14 protein-coding genes are annotated in these 15,414 nt (G+C 42.2%); 5 read left to right on the top strand and 9 right to left on the bottom strand.

Annotated elements, in window-relative coordinates:
* Nucleotides 1-19 precede the first annotated feature (19 nt).
* The 6 genes from modF to ACMUMQ_RS03920 form a co-directional block, all read right to left on the bottom strand.
* Nucleotides 20-1,465 carry a molybdate ABC transporter ATP-binding protein ModF gene (gene modF / locus ACMUMQ_RS03945; RefSeq protein WP_414680708.1) on the bottom strand — a complete coding sequence of 482 codons (1,446 nt, stop codon included), beginning with the start codon at nucleotides 1,463-1,465 and terminating at the stop codon, nucleotides 20-22.
* Between the two features lie 29 nt (nucleotides 1,466-1,494).
* On the bottom strand, nucleotides 1,495-2,676 hold the full coding sequence (locus ACMUMQ_RS03940) for a cytochrome-c peroxidase (protein ID WP_414680707.1): 1,182 nt from the start codon (nucleotides 2,674-2,676) through the stop codon (nucleotides 1,495-1,497).
* Between the two features lie 15 nt (nucleotides 2,677-2,691).
* Nucleotides 2,692-3,102, bottom strand: coding sequence for a hypothetical protein (locus ACMUMQ_RS03935; RefSeq protein WP_414680706.1), 411 nt, complete (start codon nucleotides 3,100-3,102; stop codon nucleotides 2,692-2,694).
* Entirely contained in the window at nucleotides 3,099-3,920 is an 822-nt protein-coding gene (locus ACMUMQ_RS03930) for an amidohydrolase family protein (protein ID WP_414680705.1), read from the bottom strand. The genes ACMUMQ_RS03935 and ACMUMQ_RS03930 overlap by 4 nt, the downstream gene beginning before the upstream one ends.
* Nucleotides 3,921-4,052: 132 nt before the next feature.
* Complete coding sequence (locus tag ACMUMQ_RS03925; RefSeq protein ID WP_414680704.1) at nucleotides 4,053-4,724, bottom strand: Fe2+-dependent dioxygenase; 672 nt, start codon at nucleotides 4,722-4,724, stop codon at nucleotides 4,053-4,055.
* A gap of 63 nt (nucleotides 4,725-4,787) precedes the next feature.
* Entirely contained in the window at nucleotides 4,788-7,013 is a 2,226-nt protein-coding gene (locus ACMUMQ_RS03920) for a TonB-dependent siderophore receptor (protein WP_414680703.1), read from the bottom strand.
* A 260-nt stretch (nucleotides 7,014-7,273) separates the two neighbouring features.
* On the opposite strand from ACMUMQ_RS03920, the gene ACMUMQ_RS03915 reads away from it, so the two are divergent.
* From ACMUMQ_RS03915 to ACMUMQ_RS03900, 4 genes are read left to right on the top strand one after another with little or no spacing between them, the layout of a single operon-like run.
* The gene (locus tag ACMUMQ_RS03915; RefSeq protein ID WP_414680702.1) at nucleotides 7,274-8,173 is read left to right on the top strand and encodes a siderophore ABC transporter substrate-binding protein; all 900 of its coding nucleotides are present in this window, start codon (nucleotides 7,274-7,276) and stop codon (nucleotides 8,171-8,173) included.
* A gap of 6 nt (nucleotides 8,174-8,179) precedes the next feature.
* On the top strand, nucleotides 8,180-9,133 hold the full coding sequence (locus ACMUMQ_RS03910) for an ABC transporter permease (protein ID WP_414680701.1): 954 nt from the start codon (nucleotides 8,180-8,182) through the stop codon (nucleotides 9,131-9,133).
* Nucleotides 9,123-10,067 (top strand): iron chelate uptake ABC transporter family permease subunit, encoded by a 945-nt coding sequence (locus tag ACMUMQ_RS03905; protein ID WP_414680700.1) that lies wholly within the window; start codon nucleotides 9,123-9,125, stop codon nucleotides 10,065-10,067. The genes ACMUMQ_RS03910 and ACMUMQ_RS03905 overlap by 11 nt, the downstream gene beginning before the upstream one ends.
* Nucleotides 10,064-10,819 (top strand): iron ABC transporter ATP-binding protein, encoded by a 756-nt coding sequence (locus ACMUMQ_RS03900; protein ID WP_414680699.1) that lies wholly within the window; start codon nucleotides 10,064-10,066, stop codon nucleotides 10,817-10,819. Before ACMUMQ_RS03905 ends, ACMUMQ_RS03900 begins: the two co-directional genes overlap by 4 nt.
* Nucleotides 10,820-10,836: 17 nt before the next feature.
* Here ACMUMQ_RS03900 and ACMUMQ_RS03895 read toward each other — a convergent pair whose 3' ends face one another.
* Both ACMUMQ_RS03895 and ilvC read right to left on the bottom strand, forming a co-directional pair.
* Nucleotides 10,837-11,223, bottom strand: a complete 387-nt coding sequence (locus ACMUMQ_RS03895) for a DOPA 4,5-dioxygenase family protein (RefSeq protein ID WP_414680698.1) — start codon at nucleotides 11,221-11,223, stop codon at nucleotides 10,837-10,839.
* 123 nt (nucleotides 11,224-11,346) lie between these two features.
* Nucleotides 11,347-12,822, bottom strand: coding sequence for a ketol-acid reductoisomerase (ilvC, locus tag ACMUMQ_RS03890; RefSeq protein WP_414680697.1), 1,476 nt, complete (start codon nucleotides 12,820-12,822; stop codon nucleotides 11,347-11,349).
* A gap of 231 nt (nucleotides 12,823-13,053) precedes the next feature.
* Between ilvC and ilvY the strand changes: the two genes are divergently transcribed.
* Nucleotides 13,054-13,944 (top strand): HTH-type transcriptional activator IlvY, encoded by an 891-nt coding sequence (ilvY, locus tag ACMUMQ_RS03885; RefSeq protein ID WP_414680696.1) that lies wholly within the window; start codon nucleotides 13,054-13,056, stop codon nucleotides 13,942-13,944.
* A 61-nt stretch (nucleotides 13,945-14,005) separates the two neighbouring features.
* On the opposite strand, the gene ACMUMQ_RS03880 is transcribed toward ilvY, so the two are convergent.
* Nucleotides 14,006-15,076 carry a Fe(3+) ABC transporter substrate-binding protein gene (locus tag ACMUMQ_RS03880; RefSeq protein ID WP_414680695.1) on the bottom strand — a complete coding sequence of 357 codons (1,071 nt, stop codon included), beginning with the start codon at nucleotides 15,074-15,076 and terminating at the stop codon, nucleotides 14,006-14,008.
* Nucleotides 15,077-15,414: the final 338 nt, after the last annotated feature.

The following is a 15,414-nucleotide window of genomic DNA, read 5'->3' as shown; positions in this document are numbered from 1 at the left end:
TTTTATATTTCATTGGTTACTAGTTATTCTTCACTAGCTCCAAATAATGCTCGATTCCACCAATTTTATCTTCCGCATGGTGGTTTACGTACAAAACGGTTGTTTCTGAACCTTGGCAGATTTTCTCGATGAGGGCGAGGACGAGTTGTCTATTGAGGTCGTCTAGGCCGAGGCAAGGTTCGTCTAGTATCAGTAGTGGTGGGTGTTTGACCATGGCGCGGGCGATGAGGAGCAGGCGTTGGTCGCCGTAGGAGAGTTTGTTGAAAGGCGAGTCGGCGCGGTCTTTCATACCGAGTAGTGCAAGCCATTCGTTGGCGATTTTCTTTTGGTTGTCGGTGGCTTTGGAATACATGCCGATGCTGTCGTAGAAGCCAGAAATAATCACATTTCGGCAGCTTGTGCTGACGCGATATTCCCATTGCAGAGCGGTGGAAACATAGCCGATAAACTGTTTGATCTGCCAAATGCTTTCTCCGTTGCCACGCTGGAATCCAAACACAAAAATGTCGTTCACGTAGCATTGTGGGTGATCGCCAGTGATCAGCGATAGAACGCCTGTTTTACCGCTGCCATTTGGCCCGCTGAGTTGCCAGTGTTGGCCTTGTTCTATTGTCCAGTTGAGTTTGTCGACAATGATGGTGTCTTCGTATCTGATGGTGACGTCTTTTAAGCGAACCAAAGGTTGAGCTGGATCGAGCTTTGGCAATTGGTTGCTTGAGTCGGCTTCTGGCACCTCTAGTTCCGTGGTTTTCAAATGCAATAGTTGATGCAGTTCATTAAACTCGGTGGTGTCTTGTCGATCAACTATAAGAGATAACCCGCCTTGGTCTTTGCCTTGTTTGTCCATGTAAGCAATGTGAGTGATGAAGCTTGGCATTTCATCAAGGCGATTTAACACCATCACAATAGGGACCTGATTTACGATGGAAGCAAGATGTTCTTGTAACATCTCTAAGGTGTTGGCGTCTAAACCATCGAAAGGTTCGTCTAAAATCAGTAAATCGGGCTGATTGGCTAGAGCGCGAATCAACATCACCTTGCGGGTTTCCCCTGTTGAAAGCTTGCGAAAAGCGCGATCAAGTAGGCTGCTTAAGCCGAACTTTTCCACCAATTGCTCTGCTAGATTTTGGTCTGAGCAATAATCAAAAATCATTTCTCGTACTGGCGTGCCGATGGCGATCACGTCCATGATGTCCGCATCGTCTTTTTTTAGCTCTTCCGCAATGAGTTCCGCTTGTGCCTCAAAAGACACCAAACCAACGTTTTCTGGCAAGCCCGAGACTTGGCCTGTAGTGATGTCGCCCATGCCAGCCAATACTGCTGCCAAAGCGGATTTACCAGAGCCGTTCGAGCCTGTGATCATCCAATGTTGGGAAGCTTCTAGCGTCCAATTGATGTTGTTTAAGGTGAATTTCTCATCGAATTGAACAGTGGCGTTTTGAAGGCTGATGGGTGATATAGACATGAATGGCTCTTGTTGGTTTAGAGAAAGTGTTAGTCGAGAAAACATTGCTGAAATATTGCTTTGTTTTCTGTGGCGGATTTCACCTTTCCAGATAAAGAGGTTAAGAAATCGGCCATATTGGTTTTTTCTTCTTGGCTCCAGTGTAAAGGGCGAAGTATTTTTTCGCCATCGGCGTGGAGCCTTTCTTCGTTTAGTTCTGAGTAAAAGTCGATGACGTCGGCCAGTGTCTCAATGCTGCCGTTGTGCATATAAGGCGCTGTTTGTGCGACATTGCGCAATGAAGGCACTTTGAATTCTCCCCAATTACGATGCAGGGTTTGCAAATGCTGTGTTCGTAAGGCGTTGTTTTTGCTTGGGTCATCATTGTATCTACCCAATAGATTGTAAGGGTCTTTGCGCAAAGATTGAATGCCTTGATAGCGACCTTTATCAACACTTTGGCCATTATTCGTAAAAAACGGGACGCCAATGTCGCCAAATTCTCCATTGGTGAAATTTGGCCCTGAATGACAAAACACACAACGGCCTTCACCGACAAAGAGCTTTAAGCCTTTTTGGGCACTTATTGATAAAGCGGGAGTGCTTGTGTCTTGTTTGAGCAACTGATCTCGATAACGGTCAAATGGGCTTTTTCCAGTGCGAATGGTTTCTTGATAGCTGGCGAGCAGTTTGCCCAGAGTAATCAGGAAGGCTTCTTCCGAAAGATCCTGCAGAGTTTGTTGGGTTGTTTGTCGGAAGGCACATTGGAAATAAGCGTCTTGTTCTAATGTGGTTTTTAACGTGCTGATGTCTGTGTGCATTTCTGTTTCAGCCAACATTGGGCGAATGCTTTGTGACCATAAACTGTCGTGTTCTCCTCCCCAGCCGTACCAAGGTCTGTGACCAATATTGATCAAGCTGCTGGTGTTGCGGTGCAATACATTCAAGCCTTTGTTAAGGGCGATACCATCTTGAAACGCTTGGTTTGGCTGGTGGCAATCTGCACAAGAGATAAACGAGTCCGCTGATAAACGGCGATCAAAGAAGAGTTGTCGACCAAGTTCAATGGCTTGCTCTTGTTGGGAAAAACGATTGCTGGAGTCTGGATTTGTTTCTACAGGCCAAGGGCCCAGAGATCGAATGAAAGCCATGTCTTGTTCGTTGAATTCTACTTCGGCACAGGCGTTTGTTATGCCAGCTAACATCCAAGTAAAAAGAAAAAAACGAAGCATTATCATAGAGTTAGGTTATAGGGTTACGTCGTGTTCAAAATGGTATTTTTGACCATCGGACACGAAGGAAAGGCGCAATCGCCATACGCCAAACATGTGAAAGAGAAAACCAGCGCCTTTATATTGCCCAGGTTTTTCCATCACAAAACTAGGGCGATAATTCATACCATGATTGTGAGCAGGCATGATGGCGGAAGCGGAAATGTCGCCAGTGAAGGGCTGTTCTCCCTTGCACGATAACACCTGTAATTCAAAAGGTCGTCCGACGGTGAGATCTTTTGACCAGCGAATGGCGATGCTCATGTCTTTATCTGCCAGTGTTATGTAGCCGTTTTCTGGCAGTGAGCAGGCGAGGCTGTATTGACTGCTAATAAGTAGCAAGAAAGCGCCAATGCCAAGAATGCGTTTCCTACTTTTAATACTCATTCATGTAATGCCCATTCAGCCAACGCCAAGGCATTTTTATAGGCAATTTTCTCAGCCACATCCTTTGGTAAATCCGCTAACCATTCTCGGCTCCAATCGGCGTGATCAATAATGTAATACCAGCGTTCAGGGGAGAAAGTATCGGTGCCGACCATGATTCGATCAGGAAAGGCTAAGAAAAGTTCGCGCCATTCACTTTCGACTTTCCCATTGGAGGCGTGTTCATTGCGAAAGGCTAAATCAGCGGTTAAATTTGGGTAGCGTTTTAGCATATCGGCAATGGTGTACGGATCATCAAAACCCGAATGCGCCCATAATATTTTGGCGTTTGGGTCTTGAGCAAAAACATGTTCAACGGCATCCGAATCACCGTGTAAATGGAGGAAAAGCTGGTATTCAGAAGCCAGCTCAACGACTCGGCGCATGACGGGTAAATTCGCGTTGTCACCGTAAATATGAAACTCACCAATGCCCGCATAGGTGTTTTTCGCTAGTAATTCTTCAAGCATGGGAATAACGGATTCATCACGAAACCAAGTGCCTGTTTCACCGCGCCAACGGTAAGGGCGCAACACAGGCACGATTAAATCTGGCGCTTCTGCGTAGAGCATTTGAGTGCCTTCATCGCTGGAACTCGACACAAAGGCTTTTTGTAACCCCGCATCCCGTAAAATGCCGATGGCTTTTTTCGGCGGTGTGATTGTCCAAGCATCGTGACTGTAATGGATGTGTGTATCTATGATTGGCGTTTCTGCCTGAGCGAACGTAAAGCCGAACGTAAAAACACAACTTAATAAAGAAGCCGTTAGATACTTCATTTCTTTTCTCCCAATCAGCGATGACATGGCGTGTTTAAAAAATGATCTTATATGCATTCTGCCAAGCGGAGGCAAAAAAGCCAAGGCTCGAAGGAGGAGTTTATAATAATGATAGGCGGTAGAATGAAAGTATTAAGTGTTTGACCAAAGTCGGAGTAAGTTAGAGTGCGTTTTACTGATTTTATCAAAGGCAGTAGTTTTTCCTTGAGATTTCATGACTTCTCGACGAGCTTCATCAAGATCACTAAGAATCTCTCTTTGTTCCGCATTGCGAACATAACTTTCTAACCAAGTGACAGCAACGAGGCGAGACCCTTCTGTTACGGGTTCTACTCGATGTAGATAAGTCGATGGGTAGATAATCGCACTCCCTATAGGAAGTTTATATTTTAGTGTTGTGGTTCCCATATCAATTGTAAGTTCACCGCCTGTGTAGTTATCAGGGGAATCTAGAAAAATAGTGCAGGATAGATCAGACCGCATGATATGTTGATGGCCCATAAGAGCATCGTCTACGTGACTTCCATACCCATTTCCTTTCTGACTTTGGCTAATCAGAAATGGTGCAATATCTTTTGCGTAGGTAAATGCAGAGAAATGAGGGTGGGAAAGAAGTGCTTGGCTTAGAATGCTGAATACCTCATCAGAATATTCTGAATCAGCATGCCATTGATCGTTTGTTTTTACGGATTTAGCAGCCCATCCTGCAGTATCTTTTCCGGGAGTAAAATGGCCTTGCTTTAATAGTTTTTTGATCTTGGAAATGTCTTTAGTCGATACAATGTTTTCGAGAATTTTGATCATATTATGAATCTATATAATAAGTAAAAAAAGAGTGGGCATATATTATGCCCACTCAGCAAATATTTATAGACGGTATTTAAAGCTCATATTGATAGAACGAGGTTCGCTTACTACAACGGCATCTCCGTTTGTTGTACCGTAAATACGGTTTTCATCTAACAAGTTTTTCACTACGAAAGATAAATCCCAATCTTTTGTTTCATAGTAAGTACCAAAGTCAAACTCGGCATAACCTGGAATAACAATATCATCATCGTCATAACGGCTAGATTCAGTACGTATTCCAAGTGCTAGACGGATTGGTTGGTTTGCTAATGAGTAGCTATTCCAAATGGTTAGAGCATTAAATGGTGTTAACTTTGCTTGTCTACCTGCATCATCACCTGTTGTGTCATGAGCATCAGTATAAGCATAGTTAACTTGACTGTAGAATCGATCAGAGAAATGATAAAGTGCATTTAGTTCAACACCATGAGAGCGAAATACTTCACCGAGCTCTTGCGTGAGAATCGTTTCTCCATCAGAACCTGTTTCTCTAGATGTCGGATTTTTTTGATTGATGTAGAACAAAGCAACGCTGGCGTTTAGCTTTTTATTAAGAAAGTCTCCCTTAATACCAACTTCATAGTTATCACTTTCTTCTGGCTCATAGTCAACGCCGTCTTGACCATATTGAACTACATCAGATACATCAACCGGCTCATATGATTGGCTGTAAGAAGCAAACGCATTCATGTTAGGGTTAATCTTATAAACAGCGCCAATATCGTAAGCCAAATTAGAAAAATCTGAACTGTAAGCTCCATCAGATTCTTCTCCGGTGTAATCCATATATCCCAAGCCCAAAGCAAGAGTTAAATCGCCGAGATTAATACGGTCTTTTACGTAAATATTTACTTCTTTGTCTGTGGAAGTGCTTGCGACAGAGTTTGCCTGATCTATTAATGAAACACCGCCGTCAGTTGCATCATTAAAAGATGTACTGAATGAATTACTTGGATTGTCATATGAGGTATATACCGCTTCACTATTATCTTGGAACGCACGCCCAAAAGTAGTCTCTCTATCAAGGAAATTAACACCTGCTATTAGATGGTTTTCCACCTCAGAAACTTTGAATTTTCCTTGAATATTTGTATCAAGTAAAAGGTGTTCGATTTCACTCTTTGCATAAACCCACTTGAGGCCGACTGTGTCATTTCCAACACCATTTACACTTGTTGTAGCATATAAGTCTCTAGTCTCAGAGTCTGTATTTACCAAGGCTGCATGAGCATTAATGGACCAATCATTTTCAAATATGTGTTCGAAAGTGACTTCTGCTGTAGTCGCTTCGTTATAGCCTGTACTATCTTCACTACCGTAATAATAACTACGGTCAGCAACTTCACCATACCTATTTGTTGAAATACCTAAAGTGCCGTTGATGTAATTACTTGAAAAATAACCATCAGTCCAGCTACTGGTACCTACACCTTCTTCATTTTTGTATTCAAAGCGGGGGGTTATTTTTGTACGATCACCTATTTTAAATGTTAAAGAAGCATCAATGAATTGATCTTCACTGGTGCGTACATCTTGAGCTTCTTCACCATCTGGTGTTACACGAGTAATAACACGATATAAAACATCGTCACCAATTAATTTACCTGTGGAGTCTACATCTACATTGACTTGGTTGCGGTCGAAATAGCCTACGTCATCAGCTAAATAAGAGCGAGTGCTGATACCTAAGGTAGTTTCCGATTCTTCTTGAGGTTTTTTAGTGACAGCGTTGATCGTACCGCCAGCGATACCAGAACCATACAAAATACTATCAGCACCACTTAGGAAAGTAACAGACTCTAAGTTATAAGAACTTGGCAATGCTGAGCCTGTTCCAGCCTCACCACCTTGTAGGGAACGCAGACCATTGACCAAGAAAGTTTCAATATTATTCTGAATACCTCGAACAATACTGAAACGAGCTGCGGAGGCCTCGGTATGAAATCCAGCCTGATAAGCTGAAGCTTCACGAATGTCTGTTGCAGCTAAATCACTAATTTCTTCTTCAGATACTTGAACAACTGAGCGTGCAGTGTCTTTTAATGAGATATTCATCTTTGTTGCAGTTGAGTTAATGGCATCAACTCCCTCTTCGGTAGAAGAGGTGCCCGAAACTACTAGAGTATCTAGTTGTGTTTCAGTTGCTTCTTCAGCAATGGCTGCAGAAGACAAAGCAGTTAATAGTGCTGAGCCTACAGTTAAGCTGGTTAAATATTTAGGTTTTCTAGTGAGCTGATTAGACATCATTTTTCCTTGTCGAAATTAAGTAGTAAAAATGGACTTTTTGTGTAGATTTAATAAATTATGCGCATAATAATGCAGATGAAAATCATTTTCATTATCTTTTTGTGGAAAATGTGAAATAAGTATGTAGAATCCGCACGCATTGACGGCTTTCGAGTATTCAGTGCGGGGTTAGATTTCGAATAATCAACGCAATTGAAAGACTTGAAGCTATAACAAAAATGATTCTGTGATGTTTTTGAAAGGAAGATTAAATAGTTATGTTGAAATTTAAGAAATTGATGGCGTTGTCATTGGTGATGTTGTCGACTTCGGTGATGGCTGATGAAGTGAGTATTAGAACAGCAAAAGGTGATGTTATGGTACCTGCGGAACCAAAAACATTAGTGGTATACGATCTCTTGTCTCTTGATACTTTAGATGCGTTAGGTGTTCAGCTAAAAGGCAAGCCTGTTAAAACCTATTTAGATTACATTGATAATTTTGTAAAAAATCCGGTTCCTATCGGTGCGTCTTCTGCCCCAAATTATGAGGCAGTTGTTAAGATGAATCCTGATCTGTTCATCATTGGTGGTGGTTCTTCTAAATTGATGGAGCCTTTATCTAACATCGCACCGACCATTGATATGTTTGTACGTGGACACGATCATGTGGATCAAATGCTGGCTCGTCTTGAAGACCTCGGTAAAATTACCGGTACTGAAACGAAAGCAGCGGAACTTGAAGTTGCCTTTTTAGAGCGTTTAGAAGAAGCCAAGAAAGCGGTAGTCGGCAAAGGTAAAACACTGATTGTGCTAACGAATGGTGGGAAGCTTTCTACTTATGGTGCTACTTCACGTTTTGGTTGGTTATTTACTGATGTCGGTTTGGAAGAGTCTGTCAAAGGCGTGGATGAAAAAACACACGGAAAAAGTATTTCTTATGAGTTTATTGCTCAAGCCAACCCTGATTACATTCTTGTTATAGATCGTTCTGCCGCGATTGGCCGTAAAAGTGAAGCCGCTGCTGTGACGCTGGATAACCCATTAGTAGATGGCACAAAAGCTGCGAAAAACGGTAAAGTAATTTTCCTTTCTCCTGGTCCTGCTTACACCACAGGTGGTGCATACCAAGGAATGATGATTATGCTAGAAGAAATTATTCAAGGTTACCGCTCTTAATTACTCATGCCATATTCCATTATGATTGTGCTCTTGCTTGCCCTGTCTGGGGTGAGCATGTTTATTGGTGTGGGCAATGTGTCCATTGCAAATTTATTGGCATTCGATGACAAGGCATGGGAAATGCTTTTGGTAAGTCGTTGGCCTAGAACCGTAGCGATTCTACTTACGGGTGCCAGTATTACGGTTTGTGGCGTGATTATGCAGTTATTAGTGCGTAATCGCTTTGTTGAGCCGAGTACGACAGGTACTACAGAAGCGAGCATGATTGGTTTACTCATTGTGGCTATTTGGTTTCCTGAATGGCCTCTATTTGGAAAGATGTCTATCGCGGCCTTATGTGCTTTGATTGGCCTTCTTGCCTTTTTACAACTCACCCGAAATTTACCACGAGAGCAGCCTTTATTGATTCCATTGGTAGGGTTGATCTACGGTGGTATTTTGGGTGCTGTTGCTACCTACTTTGCTTTTCAGACAGACCTTTTACAGTATCTCAGTATCTGGCTCACGGGTGAGTTTTCTGGGGTAATTGCTGGTCGTTACGAGCTGCTTTGGATTGCCGGAGGCTTTACCTTATTTAGTTACGCCATTGCAGATCAGCTCACTATTGTTGGTTTAGGGGAAAGAGCCAGCCAATCACTGGGGTTAAATTATCGCTTCATGGTTATGATTGGCGTGGCCACAGTCGCGATTACTTCTAGTTTGGTGGTGGTAACCGTTGGTGTGTTGCCCTTTATTGGCTTGGTTGTTCCTAATTTAGTGTCGCGCTTTATGGGGGATAATTTAAGGGAAAGCCTTCCCTTAGTGGCGGGTTACGGCGCGGTATTTACCTTATTTTCTGACATCCTAGGCCGTACTCTTCGTTACCCTTATGAAATTCCTGCGGGGACGATATTTGGTGTGGTAGGAGCGTTGATTTTCTTATGGTTGATTTTCGGGAGGAAACGCTATGAGGGATAAACGTATTCTAGGTTTGTTAATTGCCTTAATTGCTGTGGTAGTTGTGCTTTTTAGTTGGAACCTAACGACCCATGTTCGATTTATTTTAGAGCTAAGAGCGGTCAAATTGGGAGGGTTGTTAGTGGTTGGAGCCGCTATAGGTATCTCAACTGTTTTGTTTCAAACTATCAGTAATAATAGGGTATTAACGCCTTCTATTATGGGCTTTGATGCTTTGTTCTTGCTGGTTCAAGCCTGCCTGATTTTCTTTCTCAGTGGTATTACTTACGCCCATTTACCCAGTGATATTTTGTTCTTCTCGAATGCTTTGCTAATGCTGGTTGCTTCCGTTGCTTTGTTTTCGATTGTATTGAAAAAAACACGGCATGATATACAACTGATGATTTTGGTTGGTGTTATCTTTGGTTTGGTGTTTAGGGCATTTACGAGCTTCATACAGCGCCTTATCGATCCTTCTGAATTCGCTATTTTACAAAGTGTGATGTTTGCCCAATTTGGTGGAATAAGCCGGACTGAGCTGCTTTGTGCATTATCACTATTAGTGTTGGTGTGTGTATGGGTGGCGAGAAAATGCAAAGTGCTTGATGTCATGCTTTTAGGGCGAAGAAGTGCTTTGTCACTGGGAGTGGATTACGACCGTTTGCAGTTTATGGTGTTGTGCGCCATTTCGATTTTGGTGTCCATTTCAACCGCTTTGGTGGGGCCAATCGTGTTTCTTGGTCTTTTGGTTTCTGTCTTAGCTCACAGTTTAATGAAAACTCACCAACATGCGCTTTTATTACCCGCTTCTGCCATGATATCGGCGCTCATTTTATTGTTAGGGCAAGCACTCTTTGAGCACATATTAGAGAGACAATCGACTTTAACCGTGGTGATCGAATTCGTAGGAGGATTATTCTTCCTAATACTTTTATCAAAAGGAAAAATTAAATGATATCCGTGTCTGAATTAACTCATACCCTAGGTAATAGAAGGGTTTTAGATGAGGTGTCTGCTGATATTCCAAAAGGAAAAATCACTGCTTTAATTGGCCCCAACGGTGCAGGTAAATCGACCTTACTGCATTTGATTGCTCGTCATAGTCCAATTCAAGCTGGTTTTATTCATCTTGATGAAGAGGATCTAACAAAAATATCGGCGACTGACATGGCATTACGTATGGCAGTGGTTGCCCAAGATTTAGGGGTTTCAAGTCGACTAAGGGTGAAAGATTTGGTGGCGTTTGGTCGTTGGCCGAAGCACCATGGCCGTCCAACGGATAAAGATCGAGAAGCGGTGAAACAGGCTCTGGAAGAGTTCCATCTAGTGGATTTACAAGAACGTTTCTTAGATGAAATATCAGGAGGACAAAAGCAACGGGCATTTGTCGCTATGGCGTATGTGCAAGATACCGATTGGCTTTTATTGGATGAGCCGCTTAATAACCTTGATATTCGTTATGCAAAATCCCTCATGCAACATTTACGTAAGATGGCGGAAGAGAAAGGCAAAAGTATTGTGATTGTGATCCATGATTTGAACTATGCACTGGCGAATGCGGATTACTTTATTGCAGTGAAAGAAGGGCAGATTGCCTTTGCCGGCGAAACCTCACAAGTGGTGACATCAGAAGCCTTATCTCATCTTTATGAAGCGGAAGTGAATATTATTGAAAAGGATGGAAAGCGCTTTGCTTTCCATCATTAAGACCGAATTCACAGCCTTCATTGCGCTTTTTGGGCTGCTCTTTCTTTTTCTAATTGGATAAAAAAGTCTAAGTTAAGAGGCACTTCTTCACCTAGCCATGCAGTTAACTCAGTATGGTCATACATGTTGTCGCCAGATAGTGCGTGAATAAAGATGGTTAACCCTTGCCTGTTTTCATCTAACCACGGGATAAAAGTGTCAAAGTCTTTTGCATCTACGCTTATTTGGCAGCTCCACATTGGATGTGGTCCAACGAGCTTTTCGTGAAAGTTACCGACCTTTAAGCCAAACTTACTGTTGGATAATTCGCATAATTCTTTCGCTATCAATTTTGTTTCTTCATTAAAATAGACGTGAGCATGGTAGCGTTCGTAGGTGTTTCGAATGTTGAGTGTATCGAGCATAAATAAGATTCTTTTTGGTGAGTGCTGCCGCAATAAAATGAAGAAAACTAAAGCGTGTATTGTAACAAAAAAAGCCAAGGCAAATGCCTTGGCTTTTTTAATGTTTAATTCTTTTGGAAAAGATTAAACGATTTTTTTCATGTCAGCCATGTGACCACGAAGAACCGCACCAATAGCTTCTACTGGGTGAGAGCGAAGCGCTGCGTTTACTTCGATTAGACGAGCGTTGTCTACGCCGTTGTCTTCTACAGAAAGACCTTTACCGATCACGTCCGTTTTGATGCCTTTCATGAAGTCGCCTAGTAACGGTAGGCAAGCGTGGTTGTATAGGTAACAACCGTATTCCGCTGTATCAGAGATTGTCGCGTTCATTTCGTACAATTTCTTACGAGCGATTGTGTTGGCGATAAGTGGCGTTTCGTGTAGAGACTCGTAGTAAGCAGACTCAGCGATGATGCCTGCAGCTGTCATCGTTTCAAACGCAAGTTCAACACCCGCTTTCACCATAGCCACCATCAAGATACCGTTATCGAAGAATTCTTGCTCAGAGATTTCAACATCGCCAGCAGGTGTTTTTTCGAAGTTTGTTTCGGCTGTTTCTGCGCGCCATCCAAGAAGGTTTTTGTCATCGTTCGCCCAGTCTTCCATCATTACGCGAGAGAAAGTGCCGTTGATGATGTCGTCTTGGTGCTTGTTGTAAAGCGGACGCATGATCACTTTAAGCTCTTCAGCAAGGTCAAATGCTTTGATCTTAGCTGGGTTAGAAAGACGATCTAGCATGTTTGTCACGCCGCCGTATTTCAATGCTTCAGTGATAGTTTCCCAACCGTATTGGATAAGTTTAGACGCGTAACCTGCATCAATACCTTCTTCAACCATTTTGTCGAAGCAAAGGATAGAGCCAGTTTGCAACATACCACAAAGGATAGTTTGCTCACCCATAAGGTCAGATTTAACTTCCGCGATGAAAGAAGACATTAGAACGCCTGCTTTGTGACCGCCAGTACCAACAGCGTAAGCTTTTGCTAGAGCAAGACCTTCGCCTTTAGGATCGTTGTCTTCGTGAACAGCGATAAGCGTTGGAACACCAAAACCACGAACGTATTCAGCACGTACTTCAGAACCTGGGCACTTAGGCGCAACCATGATTACGGTTAAATCTTCACGGATTTGCATGCCTTCTTCTACGATGTTGAAACCGTGAGAGTAAGATAGGCAAGCGCCTTGCTTCATAAGCGGCATGATTTCGTTAACAACTGGTGTGTGTTGCTTATCAGGTGTTAGGTTCAATACAACGTCAGCCGTTGGGATAAGTTCTTCATAAGTACCAACAACGAAACCGTTTTCTGTTGCGTTTTTCCAAGATTGGCGCTTTTCAGCGATCGCTGCTGCGCGCAAAGTGTAAGAAACGTCTAAGCCAGAATCACGTAGGTTCAAACCTTGGTTAAGACCTTGAGCGCCACAACCGATAACAACAATTTTTTTGCCTTTAAGCGCTTCAACGCCTTCAGAAAATTCAGAGCTATCCATGAAACGACATTTTGCTAATTGAGCCAATTGCTCACGTAGTGGCAAAGTATTGAAGTAGTTATTAGACATTTTTACACACCTGTAATTGATGATTTTAGTCGATGCTTCTTAGCTGACTTACTTTAGTTGATAAGTACAGCACATCGATATTTAAAAAAGGTTACACATATTTTGGGGTGAAAAATAAACCCTTTCATACGGTAGTGAGGCTACTTTATAGAAAATACTTTATTTCGTAAATTGATATATTTGCAATATAATGTCCCATATATTGCAACACTAATTATATGAGCGACTTCTATGAATATTCGAGCGTTGAAACATTTCTTATCCTTGGCTGAAAGCCTGCATTTTGGGCGTGCAAGCGAGGAGTGTCATATCAGTGTTTCTGCCTTGTCTCGTAATATTCGACAGTTAGAAGAAGAGCTGGGTGTTGTATTGTTTAACCGAGATAATCGAACGGTGACTTTGACGCAAGAAGGGCAGAAGTTTGTTGAATACGCCCGAGAGACAAGTAGTCAGTGGAATTTGATTCGTCATGAATTAACTGGCAATTCGGACCAACTAAAAGGTGAGATAAGCCTGTATGGTTCTGTTACTGCCAGTTATAGCTTTTTATATGAATTGCTTCGTCGTTTTCGTGTGACGCATCCGAGTATTGAAATTAAGCTTAGAACAGGCGATCCGGAGCACGCAATTGCACATATTTTGGATGGCAAGGAAGACATTACCATTGCGGCGCGTCCTGCTATTTTACCGCGTAATTTGGCTTTTAAACCGATTGCTATCTCGCCCTTATTATTCATCGCGCCATTGGAGCAGCAGTTGCCGAATGTACCCACCACAGCGCCAGTATCTTTGGAAGAGTGGTCAAAAATTCCGATGATTTTATCTGAGAGTGGTGTGTCTCGTGTTCACGTTGATGATTGGTTTCATTCTCATGGAATTACGCCAAAAATCTATGCACAGGTAACGGGAAATGAGGCGATTGTGAGCATGGTAAGTTTGGGATTTGGAATTGGTGTCGTCCCTAAAATTGTTTTAGACAACAGTCCATTAGTAGATCGTATTAAGGTGTTGGACGTACTGCCAAAGCTAGAACCTTATGATATTGGCTTGTTCACATTAAAAAAGAATTTAAAGAATCCTATGGTCGAGGCTTTTTGGGATTTAATAAAAGAGGAGGCTTAAAATCGCCCCCTCTTTATTTGCTTTTACTTAATGAAAGTAAATTGGCTTATTGAAAGTCAGCTTACTTCCAACCACCTTGGTCCATCAGTTTAACTGCTTGGCGGTTATTCTCACCCAAGACACTCAATGAAACGTTATCAGATTTGAACTCACCAAATTTGGCTAAGCTTGCTGGTGGCGCCACGCCTTCAACAACAGGGTATTCATTGTTAACGTGGGCGTACCATTCTTGGCTTTCAGTACTTGTTAGGAACTCGATTAGCTGTTTTGCATTATCAGTGTTTTTGGAAGCGGTTGTAATACCAATGCCACTGACATTGACATGAGCACCACGCTCACCAGATGCTTGGTTTGGCCAGAACATATTTAGCTTTTCAAACACAGCGCGATCTTCTGCTTTATCGCTTGAACCTAAACGACCAAAGTAATAAGTGTTGGCAACGGCGATGTTACATACGCCAGCGGCAGCGGCTTTAATTTGGTCCGTATCACCGCCTGCTGGTGGACGTGCAAAGTTAGCTACAAGACCTTTAATCCATTCTAAAGTTGCTGCTTCGCCTTTAGCGTCAATCATAGAGGCAACAAGAGATTGGTTGTAAATGTTGCTGGAAGAACGAATACAGATTTGTCCTTTCCATTTTGGATCCGCTAAATCTTCATAAGTGGATAAGCTGTCTGCAGACACTTTTTCTGGGTTATAAAAAATTACTCGAGCACGTTGAGATAGTCCATACCAGTAACCGTCACGGTCATGAAGGTGCTCAGGAACAACCTTATCCAATTGTTTTGTTTCAAAAGGCTGAAGTACGCCAGCTTCTTTTGCACGATACAAACGACCAGCATCAACAGTGATGAAAACGTCAGCAGGGCTAGCAGAGCCTTCAGATTGTAAGCGGCTCAATAATGCATCTGCTTTACCTGTGATTAAGTTCACTTTGACGCCATGCTCTTTCGAATAGGTTTCTAAAAGTGGAGCGATAAGGGCTTCACTTCGAGCTGAGTACACGTTGACTTCGTCGCTTGCGTGAGCTGGTAAGCTGCTTAACGCGAGTAGAGCAGACGTCGCTGTCAACGTGAAAAGAGAAGTGCTTTTGTTTGAAAACGAAAGTGGTTTTTTTATTGAACGCTTCATTTATTCAGTACCTATCTATAGAAAAAATTGAATTAACTGTGTTGTGCAGCCTTATAGACTAACAGTAATGAAAATCGTTCCTGTTATTTTTTGTTTTTTCTCGTCTGATCTTGAGTGAAAAGATGGATGTAATGAAGTGTGTAGTTTTGATGGTTTTTTGATATCTAATGTGTCCTCTGTTTTGTAAGGGAGAGCGTTAGTTTCATCGGTTTATTTATTTAAATACACTGATTTTAAATAATATATTTATTTTTTAAGGTTATGAAATATAAGGCTTTATTTGAAAACTAAAAAAGCTGACTTTTTAGTCATAAAATGATTTTTTAAGGGATTGTACA

The organism is Marinomonas algae (assembly GCF_047525555.1).
Taxonomy (GTDB): Bacteria; Pseudomonadota; Gammaproteobacteria; order Pseudomonadales; family Marinomonadaceae; genus Marinomonas.
Note: the sequence above shows the minus strand (reverse complement) of the source record. Positions and strands in the feature narration are given on the sequence as shown.